The organism is Rhizobium deserti (genome assembly GCF_004358025.1).
In the GTDB taxonomy this organism is placed as follows: domain Bacteria; phylum Pseudomonadota; class Alphaproteobacteria; order Rhizobiales; family Rhizobiaceae; genus Neorhizobium; species Neorhizobium deserti.
The window spans coordinates 503,476-524,809 of sequence record NZ_SMTL01000002.1 but is presented as its reverse complement, the minus strand read 5'-3'; the positions used below and the strand labels follow the sequence as shown (position 1 = coordinate 524,809).

The window sequence follows — 21,334 nt, the reverse complement described above, 5'->3', positions numbered from 1 at the left end:
TCAGGCCTCGGACGACGCTGCGGCAGTTTCCGCCGCGCTCTCGCACTTGGCAGCGCGCCTGCGCTGCATCCATGCATAGAGCGTCCGGTTGCGTTTGACGGCAGCTTTGGCTTTGGTCAGGGCAAGCAGCAGCGGCCGCGCCAGCGCCCCCTTCCATGTCGCGGGTATGAGAATGTCGTGCTGAATGGTTTCCACCGTGCACCAGCTTCTCTTGTATGGCTGGTCGCCGACGCCGAAGTCGAAGATCGATGCGCCCCGGTGGCAGGCGTTTTCAATCATCAGCCAGAACAGCAGTTCCCCGGGACTGGCGCCCGGGCAAAGGCTCTCGTCGATGGAGCTGAACTGGCAGAGCACATGGTCGCCCTTCCGTGACACTCCGGCGATTGCAGCGATCTTGCCTTGATGGTCGCCGCGCAGGCGGATCGCGTGCAGCACCAAAGGGGCATCATCGTCGTTCGGCGGCGCGTCGAGCAGGTGATGGAAAAATGTCTGAGTCGAGGCCGCATGAAACACATTCGGCAGGCCGAAGGCCATCAGCCGCTCGCCCTTTTGCCGGAAGAACAGGTCGAGGAGCTCGTGCCGCCCGTCCGCATCGGCGATCACGTGGTCGAACCCGCCGATCGCCTCCAGCCTGCGGCTCTGGGTGCGGAACTTCTTGCGCCGGCTCTTGGCATTGAGCTGCGAAAGCGTCGCTTCGAAATTGGAAAACAACGGAAGCTGAAAGGTGTGGTTCAGGTTTTCGATGCTGGCAAGGCCGGAAAGCGGATGCGCCACACCGCGCCAGACCAGCGGCACATTGTCGAGGACAACAAGATCGGCGACCGCTTTTAGTGCTTGGTTCAGGCCGTAAACGAAATTCTGCAGCTCTTCCGTGTCCGGAAGCGCAAGGGCAGGGTCGAAGAGGCCGGTATTGATGTTGTTGAAGCGTCCGCCCGGCAGGCGGGCAATTTTCAGGCCGCGGTCTGTGACGATCTCGAGCGGCAGAATGAAAAGTATTCTATCGCCGACTGTCCCGCGCAGCATGACGTAGGGATTTTCATGAGAGCGGATCCAGGCGAGGCACCAATCGAAGCCCTGGTGCAGCGAGTTGCGGTTGAACTGCTCGAGCCGTCTCCATTCGTGCTCAATCCCATGGGGATCGGTGACGAGGTCAAGCTCCAGCAAAGCGAAGCGCAACTGCTCTGCCTCCGGCGCAGGCTCCGCCCGGCTCGGCATGTCGTCCTGAAATATTTTTCGCTGGCGCATGGCGAGCCTCGGAAACATCTGGCCCGCAGGTTAGGGAAATGCCTTCAACAATCGGTTTATTGGCGCCCGGCGTGCAAAGAAAGCGTGGCTGCTGGTTAACCGGAAATGAATCGCGCCTCAGCTTTTGCGGCGGGCGCCGGCCATCCACTTGATGATCAGCATGGCCGGCAGGATCCAGAGGAGGCCGGTCAACAGGAAATAGGCAAGATGCACCCACCAGGCCGATGCAGGCAGCAGGAGCGACGCGAAAGTCGTGGCGACCAGCGCGTATACGACGACCAGGATGATGATCAGGATGGTGCCGACAAAGCTTCTGAAACTCGGAACCAAGATCGTTTCCTCCGTCACGGGCCACATGATATGTGGCCTTCCTCCGCGACCGCATGCCGCAAAGCCCCTGGGCTTGTTTTGCATGGGTCGATGGGGCAAAGCAACGTGAAAAGCTTAGGCTGTGCCGGTCCAACGGCACTGTTATAGTCCCAGCACTCCGCCTGTGAGGGCGTGAGCGACAGGAGCGTGACCCATGTCGGCGACCGACGCAGTAATAATTGACGTGTTGAAACAATCGAGACGGCGCGACCGCGATCGCAAGACGGTGCGCATCTGGCTCGGCTTCGTGGTCTTCACGCTCTTCTGTCTCGTGCTGGTGGGTGGCGCGACGCGGCTGACGGGCTCCGGCTTGTCGATCACCGAATGGAAGCCGATCCACGGCATTATTCCGCCGCTTTCGGCGGCCGAATGGGAAGAGGAATTCAGCCTTTACCAGCGCATCCCGCAATATCAGCAGATCAATAGCGGCATGACGGTCGATGAATTCAAGTCGATCTTCTGGTGGGAATGGGCACACCGGTTCCTGGCGCGCTCGATCGGCATCGTGTTTGCACTTCCGCTTCTGTTCTTCTGGCTGACCGGTCGCATCGAAAAGAAGTTGCGCTGGCCGCTCGTCGGCGTGCTGGCGCTCGGCGGCTTTCAGGGCTTCGTCGGCTGGTGGATGGTTTCTTCCGGCCTCACCAAGCTTGTCAGTGTGTCGCAATACCGGCTGGCGACCCACCTGACGATCGCCTGCCTGATCTTTGCCGCCTGCATCTGGATCATGCGCGGCCTGTCGCCGCACAGCAAGGATGCGCCGCCCACGGCAAAATCGAGCTGGGCCGCCGGCGCCATTGCCTTCCTGGTGCTGTTCCAGATCTATCTCGGCGCGCTGGTGGCCGGCCTCGATGCAGGCCTTTCCTACAATACCTGGCCGCTGATGGACGGTGTGCTCGTGCCGGGCGATCTCTTCGTGCAGCAGCCCTGGTGGATCAACCTCTTCGAGAACCCGAAGACGGTGCAGTTCGTCCACCGTTGCGGCGCCTACCTTCTCTGGGCCGCAACACTGCTCCACATGCTCGTATCGCTGCGCCTGGGATCTGGCTCCACCCATGCCCGCCGCTCCGTCCTGCTCTTCTGTCTCGTCACGCTGCAGGCCGCGATCGGCATTTCGACCCTGGTCATGCAGGTGCCGCTGCATCTGGCGCTGACTCATCAGGCAATGGCGCTGGTCGTGCTCGGCTTTGCGATGGCCCACTGGCGCGGCTTCGTCGGCGAATACACACCGGAAACGGCGATCGAAGTCAGGAGCTGAACGTCCCCTCGTCCGTGAGCTTTCTGGCGAGTTTCAGGAAAGCGAAACGCTCGAAGCCATCGCTGCCTTCCGACAAGGGTCTGCCATCTTCCAGCGACCAACTGAGCGACAGGCCGGCATGGGCGATGGCATAACCAAAAATCTTTTCCGGGGAGGTTCCGATCGCCGGAGCGAGAAGTTTCGCCAGCGAAGTAATCCGCACAGGATCGATGATGTCAGGAAAGGCGCCGTCCGGATTGCCGAAGATATTGGCGGCCTCGTAGGCTGGGTCGCCGATCAGCCCCTGTGGATCGATCGCCAGCCAGCCGCGCGCCTTCCCGCAGATGATGTTCTCGTGATGCAGGTCGCCATGCAATGGCCGCACCGCATTCTGCGTGTTCAGGAGCTCGTCGGCGGTCTTGGCGGCCCAGCGAAGCGATTGCTGCAGCTCCGACACAGGCTGTCGCTCGGCCTGCTGGAACAGGGCGCGAAAATGCCGCCTCAGGGGCAGGAGCCCGCAAGGCGGTGAAGCGGTTGAAGCTGATTGCAGGAGACTGATGACACCGGCGATGACACCATTGGCTGCGGCTTCGCCATGCTCCAGCCGCCATGTCCGCAGATCGGTCGTGCCTGCATCCTCCAGCAGGCAGGTGTCGCCCTCCTGATCGATCAGATGCACTGCGCCGGCGCCCGCACGCCAGGCAAGGAAATCCATGCCGGGCCGTTCGTGCTGGCCTTGCGGCTTCAGCAGCTTGACGATGGCAGGCGGGGCGTCCTGCCGCTGAACCCGGTAGACATGGCTGGTGCGGGTATCGGCCAGCAAGACGGAGCCTGTAATGCCCCAGCGCTCTACCAGGTCCCGGGGCAGGGCCGGAGCATCATGATCCATCAGGCCGCCAGGCCCGTCAGGCGGAAAGCATGAGGTCCATGTTCTGGACCGCCGCTCCCGATGCGCCCTTGCCGAGATTGTCGAGCACCGCGACGAGATTGACATGGCCAGTGGCGGGATTGCCAAAAACGAAGAGCTTCATCCTGTCCTGGCCGACCAGCTCTTCCGCATCCACGCGCGGCAAAGCTTTGCTTTCCTCGAGCGGCACGACGATAACGATGTCCTGCCCGGCATAATGATCCACCAGTGCCTGGTGAATGCCCTCGACGGTCGCACCGTGCTTCAACGCGTCAAGGAAAAGCGGGACCTGGACGATCATGCCCTGTGCGAAGCGGCCAACGGACGGCGAAAACAGCGGTGCCCGGCCGAGCTGGCCGTGGATCTGCATTTCCGGCACATGCTTGTGCTTCAGCGTCAGGCCGTACAGGAAGTTGTTGGCGCTGATGGCATCGTCCCTCGACTGATCTTCCATCTGGCCGATCAACTGCTTGCCGCCGCCGGTGTAACCGGAAACAGCGTTCACCGAAACGGGGTAGTTCGGAGGCAGGATCCCGGCGGCCGTCAACGGCCGGAGGAGGGCGATGGCGCCGGTCGGATAGCAGCCCGGATTGGCGACATGCCGTGCCGAGCGGATCTTGTCCGCCTGCATCTTGTCCAATTCGGCAAAGCCATAGGCCCAGGACGGATCCACCCGGTAGGCGGTCGATGTGTCGATCACCCGCACCTGGTTATTGCCGGCGAGCATGGTGACCGCTTCCCGCGATGCGTCGTCCGGCAGACACAGGATGGCGATGTCGGCGCTGTTCAGCAGGTCCTCGCGAATCGCGGCATTGCGCCGCTCGGCTTCGGGAATGGACAGAAGGTCGACGTCGCGGCGGCCGGCCATGCGGGTGCGGATCTGCAGCCCCGTTGTGCCATGTTCGCCGTCGATGAAGATCTTCGCTGTCATTGCCTTATCCTGTCTTTTCAGTCGCTTGATCGGGTTGCCGGATTCAGTCTACCAGTTCGTTGATTCAGATGTTTAACGGCCCTGTCTGACGCTCTGCGCGCAGCCCCAGCATATACATTGCGACCGTGGCTCCGGCAATGGCGGTGATATCGGCATGGTCATAGGCTGGTGCGACCTCGACCACATCGGCGCCGCGCATGTCGAGGGAGCCGAGCTGGCGCAGCACCGACAGGATCTTTGCGCTTGAGGGTCCTCCGGCGACCGGCGTTCCGGTGCCCGGCGCATAGGCCGGGTCGAGGCAATCGATATCGAAGGTGAGGTAGGCGGGCTTGCCGGCGGTCCGTTCGAGAATGGCTCCGGCGATCTCGGCTGCAGACATTTCCTCGACATGGTGACCATACAGCAGCTTGATGCCGAAATCCTCCGGTGCGTGCGTGCGGATCCCGACCTGGATCGAATGGTCCGGATCGATGATGCCGTCGCGCACGGCGCGGGCCACGAAGGAGCCATGGTCGATCCGGGTATTGTCGTCGAACCACGTGTCTTGATGCGCGTCAAACTGCACGAGCGCCAGTGGCCCATGCTGGTCTGCATGCGCCTTCAGCAGCGGCCAGGTGATGAAGTGATCGCCGCCGAGCGTCAGCAGGAAAGCGCCCTCGGCGATGATGTGGCTGGCCTCCTGCTCTATGGTCTCGGGCGTTTTTTGGTGGTTGCCGTAGTCAAGCAGGCAGTCGCCATAATCGATCACCGCCATGTCGGAAAACAGATCCCGCGAAAAAGGATATTGCGGGTCGTTGTCGAAGATGGCCGAAGCCCGCCGGATCGCCTGCGGCCCGAAGCGCGCGCCCGGCCGGTTCGATGTCGCCGCATCGAAGGGTATGCCCCAGACCACCGCATCCACGCCTTCGAGCGATTTGGTGAACCGGCGCCGCATGAAGGACAAGGCGCCCGCAAAGGTCGGATCCGTGGCCGCCGATGTCAGGCTGTTCGACGTAAAGGCGTGATCGATCGTCTTTATCGGCATGGGGCTCTCCGGTGGCGGTGGGGCGCAAGCGAACAAATGATCTAAACGAAAAAAGGCGGAGCCGAAGCCCCGCCTTTTCGAAATCCAAGTCCAAAAAGCGATTAACGCTTGGAGAACTGGAAGGAGCGGCGGGCCTTAGCCTTACCGTACTTCTTACGCTCGACGACGCGGCTGTCGCGGGTCAGGAAGCCACCCTTCTTGAGCACGCCGCGCAGGCCCGGCTCGAAATAGGTCAGCGCCTTGGACAGGCCGTGGCGCACAGCGCCGGCCTGGCCGGAGAGACCGCCGCCGGTCACCGTGGCGACGATATCGAACTGACCGGTACGGGCAGCCGAAACGATTGGCTGCTGCAGGATCATCTGCAGAACCGGGCGTGCGAAATACGTGGAGAAATCACGGCCGTTGATCGTGATCTTGCCGGTGCCGGCCTTGACCCAAACGCGGGCCACGGCATTCTTGCGCTTGCCGGTGGCGTAGGAACGGCCAAGATTGTCGACCTTGCGGACATGAACCGGAGCAGCGGCTTCGGAAGCCGGAGCCAGGTCCTTCAGGGAGGAAAGATCGGCCATTATCAGGCGCTCCTTACGTTCTTCTTGTTCAGCGAAGCCACGTCGAGAGCGACCGGCTGCTGTGCTTCATGGGGATGGTTGGAGCCTGCGTAAACGCGCAGGTTCTTCATCTGGCGACGGCCGAGCGGGCCACGGGGAATCATGCGCTCAACGGCCTTCTCGACGACGCGCTCCGGAAAGCGGCCTTCGATGATCTGGCGCGCGGTGCGCTCCTTGATGCCACCCGGATAGCCGGTGTGCCAGTAATAGGTCTTGTCGGAATACTTCTTGCCGGTCAGGGCAACCTTTTCCGCGTTGATGATGATGACATTGTCGCCGTCATCGACGTGGGGGGTGAAGGTGGCCTTGTGCTTGCCGCGGAGACGGTTGGCAACGATGGTGGCGAGGCGACCGACAACGAGCCCTTCGGCATCGATGATCACCCACTTCTTCTCCACCTCGGCGGGCTTCTGAACGAAGGTTGACATGGTTGTGTTCTTTCATCTGAACCCGAAAACAACCGTGTCCGGCTGTCAGGGCGTTTCTTGTTGCTTGAATTGCCGGTCTGGCCGACAAAAAGAATGCGGGCCCGTGAAGGTCCGCAATCTGAAGCGGCTTATAGCTTTGCTGACTTTGCCGGTCAAGACAGCTATTCTCGAGGACGCGAAAAAATCTTTATAGATATCAATTAGTTAGCATTGTGGTTTCCGGATACCACATCAAAATCGACTTTTTGAACGTCGCTGTTGACGCCGCTGGCCCCGAAGAAGGAGGGCATGCTATCATCTGTCCGTCCTGTCTGTTTTTCGTCGGCAGGCGCCTTGATAAAGCCAGCCGCCGCCGTAGATCAGCCACAAGCCGAATTCTCGCAGTACAAGGGAACTGGCTGGAAGACCGGAGGCTGGAAAGCGGCTTGTGCGGGCAGCGCACAACCGTGAGATGTGGTGCGGTATTCGCCTATTTGTCCCGGTTCTGTTGAAATTGGGATGATTCCAACTTGATCCGATAGTCTTTAAGCCAAAATTTTTTCGTGAATGCCGGTCCGGTCGGACAATTTGCAATTTCCACCAAGATAACAAAACAGCGTGAGCTACAGGTTCTCAATATTAGGTATTCGTAATTAAATTATAAGATGCACCTAATATTGATGAGTACAAAGGAAGAATATTAAGTGAACATGTGTTCTTGTACGGCTGGTTCGATTGGCGAAGCGGCTGTATGGGGATCTGCGTCTGAAGGTTGACCGAGATGAACCACGATTCCTACGAACGCGGCTATATTGCCGACATCCTCAAGACCACCAAGACCATCGCGCTATTGGGTGCGTCACCCAATCCGGATCGCCCGAGCAATGGGGTCATGGGCTTTCTGCTTTCCAAGGGATACCGCGTTTATCCGGTCAATCCGGGCCAGGCCGGCAAGCAGATTCTTGGCCAGACGGTCTATGCCCGGCTGGCGGATGTGCCTCAGCCGGTTGATATGGTGGACGTGTTTCGCGCGGCTGAATATCTCGACGGCGTCGTCGAGGAGGCGCTGGCACTGGATATCCCTCCGAAAGTGATCTGGGGTCAGTTGAGCGTACGTGACGACAAGGCCGCTGCCAAAGCGGAAGCGGCTGGGATCAAGGTAGTCATGGATCGCTGCCCAGCCATTGAATATCCCCGCATCGCTTGATCACAGATCCGGTTCTGCGGGGTGACGCCATGTCCGCAAATATCGCCATTGGATCGTGCCGGTTTCCACCGAAGCTGTGTTCCGTGGAATGAATTGCCTTGATCACCACGCCGCGCCGGGGTCTTTTGGGGCAATAATCGACGTCATTTCAGGGGAGGGCTAGCATGCCGACAATCAATCCGGGATTTTCAACGCTGGCCGTGCATGCCGGCGCCCAGCCCGATCCGGCAACGGGCGCGAGGGCAACTCCAATCTACCAGACCACTTCATTCGTCTTCAACGACGCCGACCATGCTGCTGCGCTGTTCGGCTTGCAGGAATTCGGCAATATCTACACGCGCATCATGAACCCGACCCAGGCCGTGCTCGAAGAAAGGGTTGCGGCACTGGAAGGAGGCACGGCAGCGCTGGCTGTCGCCTCCGGTCACGCCGCCCAGATGCTGGCCTTCCACACCATCATGCAGCCGGGCGATAATTTCGTTGCGGCGCGAAGGCTTTACGGCGGATCGATCAACCAGTTCGGCCATGCGTTCAAGAATTTCGATTGGCATGTTCGTTGGGCCGATACCGCCGAACCGGCCAGTTTCGAAGCCCAGATCGATGAGCGCACCCGCGCGATCTTCATCGAGAGCCTTGCCAATCCCGGCGGCACATTCGTGGACATGGCGGCGATCGCGGATGTGGCGCGCCGCCACGCAATCCCGCTGATCGTCGACAACACCATGGCAAGCCCTTATCTGCTGCGACCGCTGGAACACGGCGCCGACATCGTCATCCACTCGCTGACCAAGTTTCTCGGCGGCCACGGCAATTCCATGGGCGGCATACTCGTGGACGGCGGTACCTTCGACTGGTCCAAGTCCGGCAACTACCCGACCCTGTCGCTGCCCCGTCCCGAATATGGCGGGCTGGTGCTGCACGAGACCTTCGGCAACATCGCCTTCGCCATCGCGGCGCGGGTTCTGGGCCTGCGCGATCTCGGACCTGCCATCTCTCCCTTCAACGCTTTCATGATCCTGACCGGCATTGAAACTCTGCCGCTCCGCATGCAGCGCCATTGCGACAACGCGCTGGCGGTTGCCCAATGGCTGAAGAACCATCCGCAGGTCGACTGGGTGCGTTATGCCGGGCTTGAGGACGATCCGAACCACGCCCTGCAGCAACGCTATTCGCCCAAAGGTGCGGGGGCCGTCTTCACCTTCGGCATCAAGGGTGGCTACGAGGCCGGCAAGAGCTTCGTGGAAGGACTGCAGCTCTTCTCGCATCTCGCCAATATCGGTGATACGCGCTCGCTGGTCATTCATCCTGCCTCGACCACGCACCGACAATTGACCGAGGAACAGCAGAGTGCCGCCGGCGCCGGTCCCGATGTGGTGCGCCTGTCGATCGGCATCGAAGATCCCGCCGATATCATTGCCGATCTCGATCAGGCACTCGCGAGGGGTTGAGCTGAGATGGCATCCTGGTTTGTCTTCGACACGAACGCCGTCCAGCCGGAAGAGGGGGCGCCTGCACCGGACAGGGTCATTGCCGGGCAGCCGACATTCCGCACCTGGAATTTCGAGGAAGCGGATGGCGGCGTCTATGCCGGCATCTGGGAAGCGACGCCGGGCAAGTGGCGGATCGCCTATGAGGAATGGGAGTATTTCCACATCCTGTCCGGCCATTCCATCGTCACGGAAGAGGGCGGCGGGGCGGTCCACCTGCGAGCCGGCGACAGCATGATCCTCAGGCCCGGCTTCAAGGGCAGCTGGGAAGTGCTTGAAACGACTCGCAAGGACTACGTGATCCGCGTCTAGCGTCGTGTCAGGCAATAGCTGTGGACACCGCCCGGACGGCGATGTCATCTTTCATCGTCGACCTGTATGCGGTCCGCCTTTGCAACGGACGAAAGTATCATGATGAAAATTTTGAGGCTGGCGATCATCGTCGTAGTCGTCGTCGTGGTGGTCGGCGGGTTTCGCTGGTATCGCTATGTCAGCAATACGGAAAGCCCCTACCAGGAAATCGGCATCGAGCTGAACAGCCGCATGCCGGCGCCGATCCGCAAATGGGGTTGCGACCGGCTGCACGCGACATTCGGCAACGTGCTGCCGCCATACGGATGCCAGGCTGGCGACGACGGTCGCTCCTGGCTCTGAAGCTAGCTCTTTGTGAATGCTTCGGCAAACTCCGCCGAGGATATCAAGGCAAGCGCCTTTCGCAGTTCCGCCGACTTTTCCTTGCCGAAGGCCTGGTCGAAGCGGGACTGCGCATCTCGCCAGAGCGTCAGAAGCTCCTGCTGCTTGGCCGTGCCCGCTTCCGTCAGCCTGACCCGCTTGACCCGCCGGTCTCGCTCGTCGGGCACCAGTTCCACCATGCCGTCGCGGATCAGCGGCTTCAATGTGTGGCCGAGTGCGGAAAGATCCATCACCATCGCCTCCGCTAGGTTCTTCAGTGTCGGCTCTCCGGAGCGGGCGATCTGCGACATCAGCGAGAACTGCGTGCTCTTCAAATCCGAATCGCCCATGACGTGGCCATAGAGCTGCCCGAGGCGGCGTGAGGCCCGGCGCACCGCGCTGTTGCTGCAATGCAGCCAGATGCCGTCTTCCTGCTGATTCGTCATGTTGTTTCGCACCTTCCTGCCGATCGGAGGGATATGGTCGTTTCGCTTAAAGCTCCACTCCCGCAATATTCCCGCCCGCCTCTTGCAAGAGCAAATACCTCCCACATATTTTGTGGTATATACCAGTAAATAAAGACAGGAGACAGCCATGACGACCACTTCCGGCAAGGGCACCGCCCTTGTGACAGGTGCATCCTCCGGGATCGGTGCCACCTATGCCGATCGCCTCGCCAGGCGCGGCTATGACCTTGTTCTGGTCGCCCGCGACGAGAGCAGGCTGGCGGAGCTGGCCGGAAGGCTTGAGCAGAACTATGGGATAAGCGCGCAAGCCTTTCGCGCGGATCTCGGCGAGCGGGCCGATCTGCGACGGGTCGAGCAGCGGCTGCGCGATGACGAAGGCATCGCCCTCTTCGTCAACAATGCAGGGATCGGGCCGCAGGGACCGCTCCTGACCGCCGATCTCGATTATCTCGACACCATGGTGGACCTCAACGTCTTTGCGGCCAATCGGCTTGCAGTCGCCGCGGCACAGGCCTTTGCGCCCCGTGCAAGCGGCGCCATCATCAATACCGCCTCGGTGGTGGCGCTCGCGCCGCATTTCTTCAACGGCAGCTATGCCGCAAGCAAGGCTTTTGTTCTGTCGCTCACCGAAGCGCTGGCCGGCGAACTCCAGGGCAAGGGCGTGCAGGTCCAGGCGGTTCTGCCGGGCCTGACTCGCACCGAAATCTTCGACCGTGCAGGCGGGTCGATGGAGGCGCTGGATCCGGGCAGGGTCATGGAAGCAGGCGACATGGTGGACGCGGCGCTTGCAGGCTTCGACCAAGGCGAACTGGTGACCATTCCATCGCTGGCGGATGCGGGTCTTTATGACGGCTACATCAAGGCGCGCAGTGCACTCGGCCCCCACCTTTCGCTGAACCGTCCGGCACCCCGCTACGGCGTTGCGGTCTGACGGTTCACATTCGACAATAGTGTCACCAGGCCAGGTCCAGCCGCTCCAGGCCGTGGAAGTGATAAACGTCCTTCACCACCGGCGGGCTGGCGATCCGCATATCCGGAAGGCGGCGGAAGAGGATCGGCAGCACCGTGTTGAGCTCCAGGCGGGCAAGCGGCGCGCCGATGCAGAAATGGATGCCGGCGCCGAAGGACAGGTTCGGCGCTTGCTGCCGGTCCGGCTGGAACGAGAGCGGGTCTGAAAACTTCTGCGGATCGAGATTGGCGGCGGCAAGAATGAGGCTCACTTTGTCGCCGGGCTTCAGGCTGACCCTGTCGACTTCCACGTCTTCCAGCGCCCAGCGTTGGAAGATATGCACCGGCGCGCAGATGCGCAGCGTTTCCTCGACAGTCCGTTCGGTGGCCGCCTCGTCGCGGAACATCACCGCCGGCGGCAGGCCGCTTTCGAGGATCACCCGCACCGAATTGCCGATCTGGTGCACGGTTGCTTCATGGCCGGCATTTAGAAGCACGATGGTCGTCGAGACCAGCTCGTCATCGGTCAGATACTGGCCCTTATGTTCCGTGTGGATCATGTGGCTCAGCAGATCCTCTTGCGGCTTCAGCCTGCGCTCGGCGATCAGCGACTTCACGTAATCGGCGAATTCCTGAGCCGCGCGGTCGGCTGCATATTCGTCCTGCTTCGATCGCTTGAACATATACATGCCCACATAGGCATGACTCCAGGCCAGCAACTGCGGCCCCATTTCATCCGGAATGCCGATCATGCGGGCGATCATGGTGACGGGAATGATGTCGGCAAAGGCGGACAGCAGTTCCGTCGTACCGTTCTTCTCGAAGCGGTCGATCAGGCGTTCCGCCAGTTCGGCGATGTCCGGCCTAAGTTTTTCGATATGGCGGGACACGAAGGCGCGGTTGACGAGCGTTCGCAGCCGCGTGTGCTCCGGCGGCTCCAGCTCCAGAAGCGAATATCGTTCGGCAAGATCGAAATTCTCCAGATGTGGAGCCGGGGCAGGCAGCCCCAGTTCTTCGCGCTCGGCAATATGCAGGATCTGCCGCCCGAAGCGCCGGTCGCGCAGCAGCATGTTGACATGCTCGTAGCCGGTGAAGAACCATTGTTTCTGCTCTTCCCAGTAGAAGGTCGGGCAGTGCTGGTGCAAAATCCCGTAGACCCGGTTCGGATCACCGTAGAAGGCCGGATTGCGGCCATCCAGGCAGACGCGGCGGGTTGCAGGGTCAATACGGAGAAAATCGGGCAGGGCGGTCATCACCGATGCCTAGCCCAATCTTCCCTTGCGTGGAAGCCCGCTAACCGCCGACAGCCAGGCCCTCGCGACGCGGATCGGCGCTGCCGGCAAGCCCGTCCTGACCGATTTCAATGGCCTGCAGGCCGGAGTTCATTTCGCCCGCCTTGATCTCGTAGCCCAGTGCCTTCAAAGGCTCGGCCATCGCCTCGGCCGCGGTGCCCGCTTCGATCTCATACGTGCCGAACCGGTTGATCAGATGCGGCTGCGAAACAATCTGCTCGACCGGCATGTTCCAGTCGATATAGGCGATCAGCGCCTGCGCCACATAGCCGATGATCTGGCTGCCGCCAGGCGAACCGACGGCCAGCAGCGGCTTGCCCTCCTTCATGACGATGGTCGGCGACATGGAGGAGCGGGGGCGTTTGCCCGGTTCGACGCGATTGGCGACCGGCAGGCTGCCGTCATGGGTCTTGAACGAGAAGTCGGTCAGCTCGTTGTTGAGCAGGAAGCCGTTGACCATCAGTCGGGAGCCGAAGCCGTTTTCGATCGTCGTGGTCATCGACACGACATTGCCTTGCCGGTCGACGATGACGAAATGGCTGGTGGACGGCAGTTCGATCGCCGCGTCGCGTCCGTAAAGCATGGCGTGATCCCATTCCGGTTCGCCCGCCTTGACCGCGTCGGCGGCCAGCGCCTTGTTCCCGTCGAGAAGCGCGGCCCGCTTGCTCAGATAATCCTTCTTCAACAGGCCCTTGATCGGCGAAGCAAGGAAATCGCTGTCGGCGAGATAGCGCTCGCGGTCCGCAAAGGCCAGCCGCTGCGCATCGCCGATCAGCCGCCAGGTCTCGGCATTCTGCGGCCCGAGACCGCGGATGTCGAAATTCTCGATCGTGCCTAGCATCTGGCCGATCGCGACGGCCCCGGAAGAGGGCGGTCCCATGCCGCAGACATCCAGTGCCCGGTAATTGAAGCAGACCGGCTCGCGTTCCTTGATGCGGTAATTGGCGAGATCGTCAAGCGACAGCACGCCCGGATTGCCGGCTGCCTCGCGCACGGTCCTGACGATCGCCTCGGCGATCGGTCCGGTGTAGAAGGCGTCCGCGCCGCCTGCCGCAATGGCTTCAAGGGTCTGCGCATAGGCGGGGTTCTTGAGCACCGTGCCGGCTTTCAGCGGTGCGCCTGCCGCGTCGAAGAAATAGCCCGTCGGCCCCTCGTATTTCTTCAGCTTGTCACCTTCTGCCGCCACCAGTGATGCCAGCCGTGGCGAGACCTGGAAACCCTCGGTGGCAAGCGTCCGTGCGCGTTCGAACAGAGCTGGCCATTCCAGCTTGCCGTGCCGCTTGTGGACCTCTTCCAGCAGTCGCACGGTCCCGGGCGTGCCGACGGAACGCCCGCCGACCACCGCATCCATGAATTTGAGCGGCTGGCCCTGGGCATCGAGAAACAGTTTGGGCGTCGCCTGCATTGGCGCCGTTTCGCGACCGTCGAAGGTCGTCAGCTTGCCGGAAGCCGCATCGTAATAAACCAGAAAGGAACCGCCGCCGAGGCCGGAGCTTTGCGGCTCCACAAGGCCGAGCACGGTCTGAACCGCCACCATGGCGTCGATCGCATTGCCGCCCTTTTCAATGACATCGCGTCCGGCTTGGGCCGCCATCGGATTGGCGGCGGCGACCATGAAATTCTTCGCTTCCACCCGCTTGCCCACGGCAAGCCCGGTGGCCCGCTCGGGCGCAACCGTATCGGAGGCCTGCTGGCCATAAGCGCCCGCCGCGGTGAAAAATGAAACCACAAAGCCTGTGAGAAGCCGTTTGCGCATGACACGCCCTCCGCCGTTAGATCCTTTGATGGATCTGGGCCGTTATGGCCCGTTGGCAAGGGGAGGTGGCGCCGCGACAGCCTCAGCTCTTGCCGAGTGCCGCGAGCTTTTTCAGGACGGCCACCTGCTGGTTGGGATCGGCAATGGTGAGCTCCTCCTCATCCGCCGGCCGGTCGGCTGCCGGAACAACGGAAACATCCGGCCCGCTGCAGATCGCCGTGCGGTCGCGGCCGTTCTGCTTTGCGGCATAAAGGCCGCGGTCGGCCTCTGTCAGCAGCAGGTCGAGATCGGCGTCTTCGGCAGTCGAAAGCGCTATGCCCGTGCTGACCGTCAAGCGGATCTCGTGCTCGCCGAACGGGATGGGTTGGCGCTTCAGGGTCATGCGGATGGCTTCCGCAATGCTTGCGGCCTCCACCACGTCGCCGACGCAGACGATGGAAGCAAATTCTTCGCCCCCCATGCGCCCGAATTGGCCCCGCGCCTTCAGCGAGCTTTGGCCGATCCGCGAAAAGGCGATAAGCACCGCATCGCCGGCCTGATGGCCGAAGCGGTCGTTGATGGTCTTGAAACTGTCGAGGTCGAAATGCAGCAGGGCGAGGATCCGGGGTTCCTCGCTCGGTACCTTTTGCAAGGCGTGAAAGGCCTCGATCATGCCGCGCCGGTTGAGGACGCCGGTCAGAGGGTCGGTGACGGCCAAGGCCCTCAACTTTTCCTCCGAACGCTCGGTCAGCAGTTTCGCGCCGCTCATGATCGCCGCAACGAAGCAGAATGCGGAAGGGAAAAGCAGCCACATGGCGTGGCGGGTCGTGCCGAAGGAGGTTGCCTGGGCACTCACGGTCAGAATGCCGGTGAGGCCGCTTGCGCAGAATTGTACGGCAATGAAGCCGGCCAGCACCCGGCGGGTCAGCCGCGACGGCCCTGAGTGCCGCAGAAGCATGCCGATCATGATCGCATAGCCGGTCATCGCGGCGCCGTTATAGAGCGCTGTCCGGAAGGCAAAGCTTTCCCGCACCGGATTGAGGAACATGCCGGCGATCCAGATTAGCGCCGGAATGGCCGCATAGCCTTGTACCGGCTTGCCGTCGAACTGGAGGAAACCGGCAATCCAGGCACCCACGCCGCCAAGGATCATCGTGTTGGCGATCTGGATGGAGACGAAGTCGGGGATCTCGCCACGAAGGACGATCAGGATAATACCAAGGCCATGCAGGCAAAAGCCGGCGCCCCAGCCGAGGTAGAAGTCTTCCCGCTCGTAGAACCAGCGTGACAGCAGGAGGATTGCAAGCGTGATTGCCTCGACCGCCCAGACGGTCAGGCCCGTGAAAATGTCCAAGTTCAAAATCCCCGTGCCGTTCCGGCGCGGTGACTATGGCAAACACTGCTTAAGACGGAGTTGCCGCAACCTGCCGACAAGTGGGGCACATGAAGATCCGCGCCTTCACATGCGCTTTACCCTAAACGGGGAAAAGCCTGTGGCTTGGGTGCCAGGCTTGCCGAAAGCGCACGCGGTTTTGCTATCTGGCTTGTCCGTCAGCCCCGCGCATCCTCCGGCAGTTAAGGATATCGGCCTCTCCGTCTTGAAGTACCGGGCGTTGACACTCTATGTAGGGGAAGACCAATTCCAATGATTCCGGAGCGCATGGCTGTCTTCGGCAAGGCATTTGACAAAGGACGGACATGAGAAATCCAGTTGATACCGCAATGGCCCTTGTGCCGATGGTCGTAGAGCAGACCAACCGCGGTGAGCGCTCCTACGACATTTATTCGCGCCTTCTCAAGGAGCGCATCATCTTCCTGACCGGCCCGGTCGAAGATCACATGGCGTCGCTCGTCTGCGCCCAGCTGCTTTTCCTCGAGGCCGAAAACCCGAAAAAGGAAATCGCGCTTTACATCAATTCGCCGGGCGGCGTCGTCACCGCCGGCATGGCGATCTACGATACGATGCAGTTCATCAAGCCGGCCGTATCGACGCTCTGCGTCGGCCAGGCAGCCTCCATGGGTTCGCTGCTTTTGTGCGCTGGCGAAAAGGGCATGCGCTTTGCGACCCCGAACGCCCGCATCATGGTGCATCAGCCTTCCGGCGGCTTCCAGGGCCAGGCCTCGGACATCGAGCGCCACGCTCGAGACATCATCAAGATGAAGCGCCGCCTGAACGAAGTTTACGTCAAGCATACGGGTCGCACCTACGAGGAAGTTGAAAAGACGCTCGACCGTGACCACTTTATGACTGCGGACGAGGCCCAGGATTGGGGCGTCATCGACAAGATCTTGACATCGCGCCAGGAACTCGAAGGCGGCTCCTCGGATTAAGCGAAAGCAAGGCTCGTGCGGCTCACCCCGATGTGACCAAATTCGGGGGTTTCAAGTCGTACGGAACGCGCTATGAGTAGATATTAAGGCTGTGTTGAGCTTTTATGACATAGTCTTGTGGCTTTAAGGGTTTCGTTGCCGCCGGTCTGGATGTCTGATCCGGATCGGTAGAGTACCCCGGAAGCGAGGCGGGCGCGAAATCATTCGGGCCTGCCGACAGCGGTAGAGTGGACCGCGCACGCCTCAGGCGGAGAGCGGAGTGCTGGAAGGAAAGTGATATGAGCAAGGTCAGCAGCGGCAACGGCGGCGACTCCAAGAACACATTGTACTGCTCGTTCTGCGGAAAGAGCCAGCATGAAGTCCGGAAACTGATCGCCGGGCCGACCGTCTTCATCTGCGATGAATGCGTCGAATTGTGCATGGACATCATCCGCGAAGAGAATAAGTCTTCGATGGTAAAGTCGCGCGACGGGGTTCCGACGCCGCAGGACATCATCAAGGTTCTCGACGAGTATGTCATAGGCCAGAAGCAGGCCAAGCGGATCCTGTCCGTGGCGGTGCATAACCATTACAAGCGGCTCGCGCATGCCTCCAAGGGCGGCGATGTCGAATTGGCGAAGTCCAACATCATGCTGGTCGGCCCGACCGGCTGCGGCAAGACCTATCTTGCCCAGACGCTCGCCCGCATCATCGATGTTCCCTTCACCATGGCCGATGCCACGACGCTCACCGAAGCCGGCTATGTCGGCGAGGACGTCGAAAACATCATCCTCAAGCTGCTTCAGGCAGCCGATTACAATGTCGAGCGCGCCCAGCGCGGCATCGTTTACATCGACGAAGTGGACAAGATTTCCCGCAAGTCGGACAATCCCTCGATCACCCGCGACGTGTCGGGCGAGGGCGTTCAGCAGGCGCTTCTGAAGATCATGGAAGGCACCGTGGCTTCCGTGCCGCCGCAGGGCGGCCGCAAGCATCCGCAGCAGGAATTCCTGCAGGTGGACACGACCAATATCCTGTTCATCTGCGGCGGCGCATTTGCGGGTCTTGACAAGATCATCTCGGCGCGCGGCGAAAAGACCTCGATCGGCTTCGGCGCTTCGGTCAAGTCGCCGGAAGACCGTCGCGTCGGCGAAGTGCTTCGCGAACTGGAGCCGGAAGATCTGGTCAAGTTCGGCCTCATCCCGGAATTCATCGGTCGTCTGCCGGTTCTGGCAACGCTCGAGGATCTCGATGAGGACGCGCTGATCCAGATCCTGTCCGAGCCGAAGAACGCGCTGATCAAGCAGTACCAGCGCCTGTTCGAAATGGAAGACGTCGAACTGACCTTCCACGAGGACGCTCTGCGCGAGATCGCCAAGAAGGCGATCGTCCGCAAGACCGGCGCCCGCGGCCTGCGCTCGATCATGGAAAAGATCCTGCTCGACACCATGTTCGAGCTGCCGACCTTGGAAGGCGTACGCGAAGTGGTCATTTCGGAAGAGGTCGTGCGCGGCACTGCCCGCCCGCTCTACATCTATGCGGACCGGCAGGACGAGAAGGCCAATGTTTCGGCCTGAGCTCGTTTGGGCGGATGATATTGAAGAGGCCCTCGCGGGCCTCTTTTTCTATGTGTGGTGACCTTGTTCTTTTCGATTAATCCACCAGTTTTGCATCCCAAAGAGTTGCACCACATTGTGCTTGCATTAGAGACGGGCAGGGAAGATCATCTTTGTTCGGACTGCTTCGTTATCTGGTATAAGCCGCCGAGAGACCGGAATCACTGCCGGATCTTCCCATGTGCAGCGTAGAGCGTTTGAGTGGGCGCCCTGTAATACCACTGTCACAATCGAGCGCGGCAGCGGACTTGCAAGGCTTGAAATCGGATTTCGAAAACTCCACTTTTAGGGGGAGTGAAGTGCCTGGGTGATCAACTCGGGACATATCCCGGCAACGGGGATGGAAAGGAAATATCATGACGAATTCAACGTCTGCGGCATCCGGCGGCGAAACCTATCCGGTCCTGCCCCTGCGCGACATTGTGGTCTTCCCGCACATGATCGTGCCTCTGTTCGTCGGACGAGAAAAATCCATTCGTGCGCTCGAAGAAGTCATGGGTTCGGACAAGCAGATCATGCTCGTCACCCAGATCAATGCGGGTGACGACGATCCGGAACCTTCGGCCATCTACAAGGTCGGCACGGTTGCCAACGTGCTGCAGCTTCTCAAGCTGCCCGACGGCACGGTCAAGGTTCTGGTGGAAGGCCGTGCGCGCGCCAAGATCGACAGCTACAGTGAACGCGAGGAATTCTACGAAGCCAAGGCCAATGTGCTCGACGAACCTGAAGAGGATCCGGTCGAGGTCGAGGCTCTGTCGCGCTCCGTGGTTTCCGAGTTCGAGAATTACGTGAAGCTCAACAAGAAGATCTCTCCGGAGGTCGTTGGTGCCGCAAGCCAGATCGAGGATTACTCGAAGCTCGCCGATACGGTCGCCTCGCATCTTTCGATCAAGATCACCGAGAAGCAGGAAATGCTCGAAACCGTCAGCGTCAAGCTGCGGCTCGAAAAGGCGCTCGGCTTCATGGAAGGCGAGATCTCCGTTCTGCAGGTGGAAAAGCGTATCCGCTCGCGCGTCAAGCGCCAGATGGAAAAGACCCAGCGCGAATATTACCTCAACGAGCAGATGAAGGCGATCCAGAAGGAGCTCGGCGACGGCGAGGAAGGCCGCGACGAGATGGCCGAGCTGGAAGAGCGTATCGGCAAGACCAAGCTGTCCAAGGAAGCCCGTGAGAAGGCGGATGCGGAGCTGAAGAAGCTGCGCCAGATGAGCCCGATGTCGGCGGAAGCCACCGTCGTGCGCAATTATCTCGACTGGCTGCTGGGCATTCCGTGGAGCAAGAAGTCGAAGATCAAGAGCGATCTTAACAATGCCGAAAAGATCCTGGAACTGGATCATTTCGGCTTGGACAAGGTCAAGGAGCGTATCGTCGAATATCTGGCGGTTCAGGCCCGCGCCACCAAGATCAAGGGACCGATCCTGTGCCTCGTCGGCCCTCCGGGCGTCGGCAAGACCTCGCTCGCCCAGTCGATCGCCAAGGCGACCGGCCGCGAATACGTGCGCATGGCGCTCGGCGGCGTCCGTGACGAGGCCGAGATCCGTGGTCACCGCCGCACCTATATCGGTTCCATGCCCGGCAAGGTCATCCAGTCGATGAAGAAGGCCAAGCGGTCCAACCCGCTCTTCCTGCTCGACGAGATCGACAAGATGGGCCAGGATTTCCGCGGCGATCCGTCTTCGGCTCTGCTGGAAGTGCTCGACCCGGCACAGAACTCGACCTTCATGGATCACTACCTGGAAGTCGAATACGATCTATCGGACGTGATGTTCATCACCACGGCCAACACGTTGAACATCCCGGCGCCGCTGATGGACCGCATGGAAGTGATCCGCATCGCCGGCTACACGGAAGATGAGAAGCGCGAGATTGCCAAGCGTCACCTTCTGCCGAAGGCGATCAAGGAGCACGCCCTGCAGCCGAACGAATTCTCGGTTGCGGACGATGCCCTGATGGCGATCATCCAGCAGTACACCCGCGAAGCCGGTGTCCGTAACTTCGAACGCGAACTGATGAAGCTCGCCCGTAAGGCGGTCACCGAGATCATCAAGGGCAAGACGAAGTCGGTGGCGGTCACGGCCGAAAACATCAACGACTATCTCGGCGTTCCGCGCTTCCGCCACGGCGAAGCAGAACGCGAGGATCAGGTCGGCGTTGTCACCGGTCTCGCCTGGACGGAAGTCGGTGGTGAGCTTCTGACGATCGAAGGCGTCATGATGCCGGGCAAGGGTCGCATGACCGTGACCGGCAACCTGAAGGAAGTGATGAAGGAATCGATCTCGGCAGCGGCCTCCTATGTCCGCTCGCGCGCCGTCGATTTCGGCATCGAGCCGCCGCTTTTCGACAAGTCGGACATCCACGTCCACGTGCCGGAAGGGGCCACTCCGAAGGACGGCCCGTCTGCCGGCGTCGGCATGGCAACCGCGATCGTGTCGATCATGACCGGTATTCCGATCGACAAGAATGTCGCAATGACGGGTGAGATCACCCTTCGCGGCCGCGTCCTGCCGATCGGCGGCCTCAAGGAAAAGCTGCTCGCGGCGCTTCGCGGCGGCATCAAGAAGGTTCTGATCCCGGAAGAAAACGCCAAGGATCTGGCGGAGATTCCGGACAATGTGAAGAACAACATGGAGATCATTCCGGTCTCACGTATGGGCGAAGTCATCAAGCATGCGCTTGTTCGCCAGCCGGAACCGATCGAATGGGATGGTACGGTTGAAACCCCGGTGATCGCGACGGTCGAAGGGGCCGACGATACGGGTGCCACCCTGGCGCATTGATCTCGCCATAGAGGCCTCTATACAGGGGCATGAACAGTGAAAAAGCCGGCTTTATGCCGGCTTTTTTTGTGAAAATACGGCTGGACCCCTTGTTTTTC

Annotated in this window: 20 protein-coding genes; 9 read left to right on the top strand and 11 right to left on the bottom strand. The window is 60.8% G+C overall.

What is annotated here, in order from left to right; translation table 11 throughout:
• Together E2F50_RS08895 and E2F50_RS08890 are read right to left on the bottom strand one after the other, a co-directional pair.
• Nucleotides 1-1,245 (bottom strand): GNAT family N-acetyltransferase, encoded by a 1,245-nt coding sequence (locus E2F50_RS08895; RefSeq protein ID WP_133315780.1) that lies wholly within the window; start codon nt 1,243-1,245, stop codon nt 1-3.
• Between the two features lie 117 nt (nt 1,246-1,362).
• On the bottom strand, nt 1,363-1,575 hold the full coding sequence (locus E2F50_RS08890) for a DUF2842 domain-containing protein (RefSeq protein ID WP_133315779.1): 213 nt from the start codon (nt 1,573-1,575) through the stop codon (nt 1,363-1,365).
• 193 nt (nt 1,576-1,768) lie between these two features.
• On the opposite strand from E2F50_RS08890, the gene E2F50_RS08885 reads away from it, so the two are divergent.
• The gene (locus tag E2F50_RS08885; protein ID WP_133315778.1) at nt 1,769-2,869 is read left to right on the top strand and encodes a COX15/CtaA family protein; all 1,101 of its coding nucleotides are present in this window, start codon (nt 1,769-1,771) and stop codon (nt 2,867-2,869) included.
• Here E2F50_RS08885 and E2F50_RS08880 read toward each other — a convergent pair.
• From E2F50_RS08880 to rplM, 5 genes are all read right to left on the bottom strand, one after another.
• A complete protein-coding gene (locus E2F50_RS08880) occupies nt 2,859-3,737 on the bottom strand; it encodes an aminoglycoside phosphotransferase family protein (protein WP_161974059.1) in 879 nt (292 codons plus the stop codon). The genes E2F50_RS08885 and E2F50_RS08880 overlap by 11 nt on opposite strands.
• 16 nt (nt 3,738-3,753) lie before the next feature.
• Nucleotides 3,754-4,686 (bottom strand): N-acetyl-gamma-glutamyl-phosphate reductase, encoded by a 933-nt coding sequence (gene argC, locus E2F50_RS08875; RefSeq protein WP_133315776.1) that lies wholly within the window; start codon nt 4,684-4,686, stop codon nt 3,754-3,756.
• 64 nt (nt 4,687-4,750) lie between these two features.
• Complete coding sequence (gene speB, locus E2F50_RS08870) at nt 4,751-5,710, bottom strand: agmatinase (protein WP_133315775.1); 960 nt, start codon at nt 5,708-5,710, stop codon at nt 4,751-4,753.
• A gap of 101 nt (nt 5,711-5,811) precedes the next feature.
• Nucleotides 5,812-6,279: a 30S ribosomal protein S9 gene (gene rpsI / locus E2F50_RS08865; protein WP_133315774.1), complete on the bottom strand. Its 468-nt coding sequence runs from the start codon at nt 6,277-6,279 to the stop codon at nt 5,812-5,814.
• Nucleotides 6,280-6,281: 2 nt separating this feature from the next.
• The gene (gene rplM / locus E2F50_RS08860) at nt 6,282-6,746 is read right to left on the bottom strand and encodes a 50S ribosomal protein L13 (RefSeq protein ID WP_133315773.1); all 465 of its coding nucleotides are present in this window, start codon (nt 6,744-6,746) and stop codon (nt 6,282-6,284) included.
• A gap of 760 nt (nt 6,747-7,506) precedes the next feature.
• On the opposite strand from rplM, the gene E2F50_RS08855 reads away from it, so the two are divergent.
• The 4 genes from E2F50_RS08855 (at nt 7,507) to E2F50_RS08840 (ending at nt 10,073) form a co-directional block, all read left to right on the top strand.
• The gene (locus E2F50_RS08855) at nt 7,507-7,932 is read left to right on the top strand and encodes a CoA-binding protein (RefSeq protein WP_133315772.1); all 426 of its coding nucleotides are present in this window, start codon (nt 7,507-7,509) and stop codon (nt 7,930-7,932) included.
• Between the two features lie 164 nt (nt 7,933-8,096).
• Entirely contained in the window at nt 8,097-9,380 is a 1,284-nt protein-coding gene (locus E2F50_RS08850) for an O-acetylhomoserine aminocarboxypropyltransferase (protein ID WP_133315771.1), read from the top strand.
• Nucleotides 9,381-9,386: 6 nt separating this feature from the next.
• Nucleotides 9,387-9,731, top strand: a complete 345-nt coding sequence (locus E2F50_RS08845; protein ID WP_133315770.1) for a cupin domain-containing protein — start codon at nt 9,387-9,389, stop codon at nt 9,729-9,731.
• 99 nt (nt 9,732-9,830) lie between these two features.
• On the top strand, nt 9,831-10,073 hold the full coding sequence (locus E2F50_RS08840; RefSeq protein ID WP_133315769.1) for a hypothetical protein: 243 nt from the start codon (nt 9,831-9,833) through the stop codon (nt 10,071-10,073).
• A gap of 2 nt (nt 10,074-10,075) precedes the next feature.
• On the opposite strand, the gene E2F50_RS08835 is transcribed toward E2F50_RS08840, so the two are convergent.
• The gene (locus E2F50_RS08835) at nt 10,076-10,537 is read right to left on the bottom strand and encodes a MarR family winged helix-turn-helix transcriptional regulator (protein ID WP_133315768.1); all 462 of its coding nucleotides are present in this window, start codon (nt 10,535-10,537) and stop codon (nt 10,076-10,078) included.
• A gap of 148 nt (nt 10,538-10,685) precedes the next feature.
• On the opposite strand from E2F50_RS08835, the gene E2F50_RS08830 reads away from it, so the two are divergent.
• Nucleotides 10,686-11,489, top strand: coding sequence for an SDR family NAD(P)-dependent oxidoreductase (locus tag E2F50_RS08830; RefSeq protein WP_133315767.1), 804 nt, complete (start codon nt 10,686-10,688; stop codon nt 11,487-11,489).
• Nucleotides 11,490-11,511: 22 nt separating this feature from the next.
• Here E2F50_RS08830 and E2F50_RS08825 read toward each other — a convergent pair whose 3' ends face one another.
• The 3 genes from E2F50_RS08825 to E2F50_RS08815 form a co-directional block, all read right to left on the bottom strand.
• Nucleotides 11,512-12,759: a cytochrome P450 gene (locus E2F50_RS08825; protein WP_133315766.1), complete on the bottom strand. Its 1,248-nt coding sequence runs from the start codon at nt 12,757-12,759 to the stop codon at nt 11,512-11,514.
• A gap of 40 nt (nt 12,760-12,799) precedes the next feature.
• On the bottom strand, nt 12,800-14,554 hold the full coding sequence (ggt, locus tag E2F50_RS08820) for a gamma-glutamyltransferase (protein ID WP_133315765.1): 1,755 nt from the start codon (nt 14,552-14,554) through the stop codon (nt 12,800-12,802).
• Between the two features lie 82 nt (nt 14,555-14,636).
• Nucleotides 14,637-15,887, bottom strand: coding sequence for a GGDEF domain-containing protein (locus tag E2F50_RS08815; RefSeq protein WP_133315764.1), 1,251 nt, complete (start codon nt 15,885-15,887; stop codon nt 14,637-14,639).
• 344 nt (nt 15,888-16,231) lie between these two features.
• Here E2F50_RS08815 and clpP point away from each other — a divergent pair, with 344 nt between their 5' ends.
• The 3 genes from clpP (at nt 16,232) to lon (ending at nt 21,236) form a co-directional block, all read left to right on the top strand.
• Nucleotides 16,232-16,864: an ATP-dependent Clp endopeptidase proteolytic subunit ClpP gene (gene clpP / locus E2F50_RS08810; RefSeq protein WP_133315763.1), complete on the top strand. Its 633-nt coding sequence runs from the start codon at nt 16,232-16,234 to the stop codon at nt 16,862-16,864.
• 278 nt (nt 16,865-17,142) lie between these two features.
• Entirely contained in the window at nt 17,143-18,420 is a 1,278-nt protein-coding gene (gene clpX / locus E2F50_RS08805) for an ATP-dependent Clp protease ATP-binding subunit ClpX (RefSeq protein WP_133315762.1), read from the top strand.
• A gap of 395 nt (nt 18,421-18,815) precedes the next feature.
• A complete protein-coding gene (gene lon, locus E2F50_RS08800) occupies nt 18,816-21,236 on the top strand; it encodes an endopeptidase La (RefSeq protein ID WP_133315761.1) in 2,421 nt (806 codons plus the stop codon).
• Nucleotides 21,237-21,334: the final 98 nt, after the last annotated feature.

What these genes read in the sequence shown, in the direction of transcription:
- E2F50_RS08895 (WP_133315780.1), bottom strand. Translation starts at nt 1,245, where the DNA reads ATGCGCCAGCGAAAAATATTTCAGGACGACATGCCGAGCCGGGCGGAG.
- E2F50_RS08885 (WP_133315778.1), top strand. Translation starts at nt 1,769, where the DNA reads ATGTCGGCGACCGACGCAGTAATAATTGACGTGTTGAAACAATCGAGA.
- E2F50_RS08880 (WP_161974059.1), bottom strand. Translation starts at nt 3,737, where the DNA reads ATGGATCATGATGCTCCGGCCCTGCCCCGGGACCTGGTAGAGCGCTGG.
- argC (WP_133315776.1), bottom strand. Translation starts at nt 4,686, where the DNA reads ATGACAGCGAAGATCTTCATCGACGGCGAACATGGCACAACGGGGCTG.
- speB (WP_133315775.1), bottom strand. Translation starts at nt 5,710, where the DNA reads ATGCCGATAAAGACGATCGATCACGCCTTTACGTCGAACAGCCTGACA.
- rpsI (WP_133315774.1), bottom strand. Translation starts at nt 6,279, where the DNA reads ATGGCCGATCTTTCCTCCCTGAAGGACCTGGCTCCGGCTTCCGAAGCC.
- rplM (WP_133315773.1), bottom strand. Translation starts at nt 6,746, where the DNA reads ATGTCAACCTTCGTTCAGAAGCCCGCCGAGGTGGAGAAGAAGTGGGTG.
- E2F50_RS08855 (WP_133315772.1), top strand. Translation starts at nt 7,507, where the DNA reads ATGAACCACGATTCCTACGAACGCGGCTATATTGCCGACATCCTCAAG.
- E2F50_RS08850 (WP_133315771.1), top strand. Translation starts at nt 8,097, where the DNA reads ATGCCGACAATCAATCCGGGATTTTCAACGCTGGCCGTGCATGCCGGC.
- E2F50_RS08845 (WP_133315770.1), top strand. Translation starts at nt 9,387, where the DNA reads ATGGCATCCTGGTTTGTCTTCGACACGAACGCCGTCCAGCCGGAAGAG.
- E2F50_RS08840 (WP_133315769.1), top strand. Translation starts at nt 9,831, where the DNA reads ATGATGAAAATTTTGAGGCTGGCGATCATCGTCGTAGTCGTCGTCGTG.
- E2F50_RS08835 (WP_133315768.1), bottom strand. Translation starts at nt 10,537, where the DNA reads ATGACGAATCAGCAGGAAGACGGCATCTGGCTGCATTGCAGCAACAGC.
- E2F50_RS08830 (WP_133315767.1), top strand. Translation starts at nt 10,686, where the DNA reads ATGACGACCACTTCCGGCAAGGGCACCGCCCTTGTGACAGGTGCATCC.
- E2F50_RS08825 (WP_133315766.1), bottom strand. Translation starts at nt 12,759, where the DNA reads ATGACCGCCCTGCCCGATTTTCTCCGTATTGACCCTGCAACCCGCCGC.
- ggt (WP_133315765.1), bottom strand. Translation starts at nt 14,554, where the DNA reads ATGCGCAAACGGCTTCTCACAGGCTTTGTGGTTTCATTTTTCACCGCG.
- clpP (WP_133315763.1), top strand. Translation starts at nt 16,232, where the DNA reads ATGAGAAATCCAGTTGATACCGCAATGGCCCTTGTGCCGATGGTCGTA.
- clpX (WP_133315762.1), top strand. Translation starts at nt 17,143, where the DNA reads ATGAGCAAGGTCAGCAGCGGCAACGGCGGCGACTCCAAGAACACATTG.
- lon (WP_133315761.1), top strand. Translation starts at nt 18,816, where the DNA reads ATGACGAATTCAACGTCTGCGGCATCCGGCGGCGAAACCTATCCGGTC.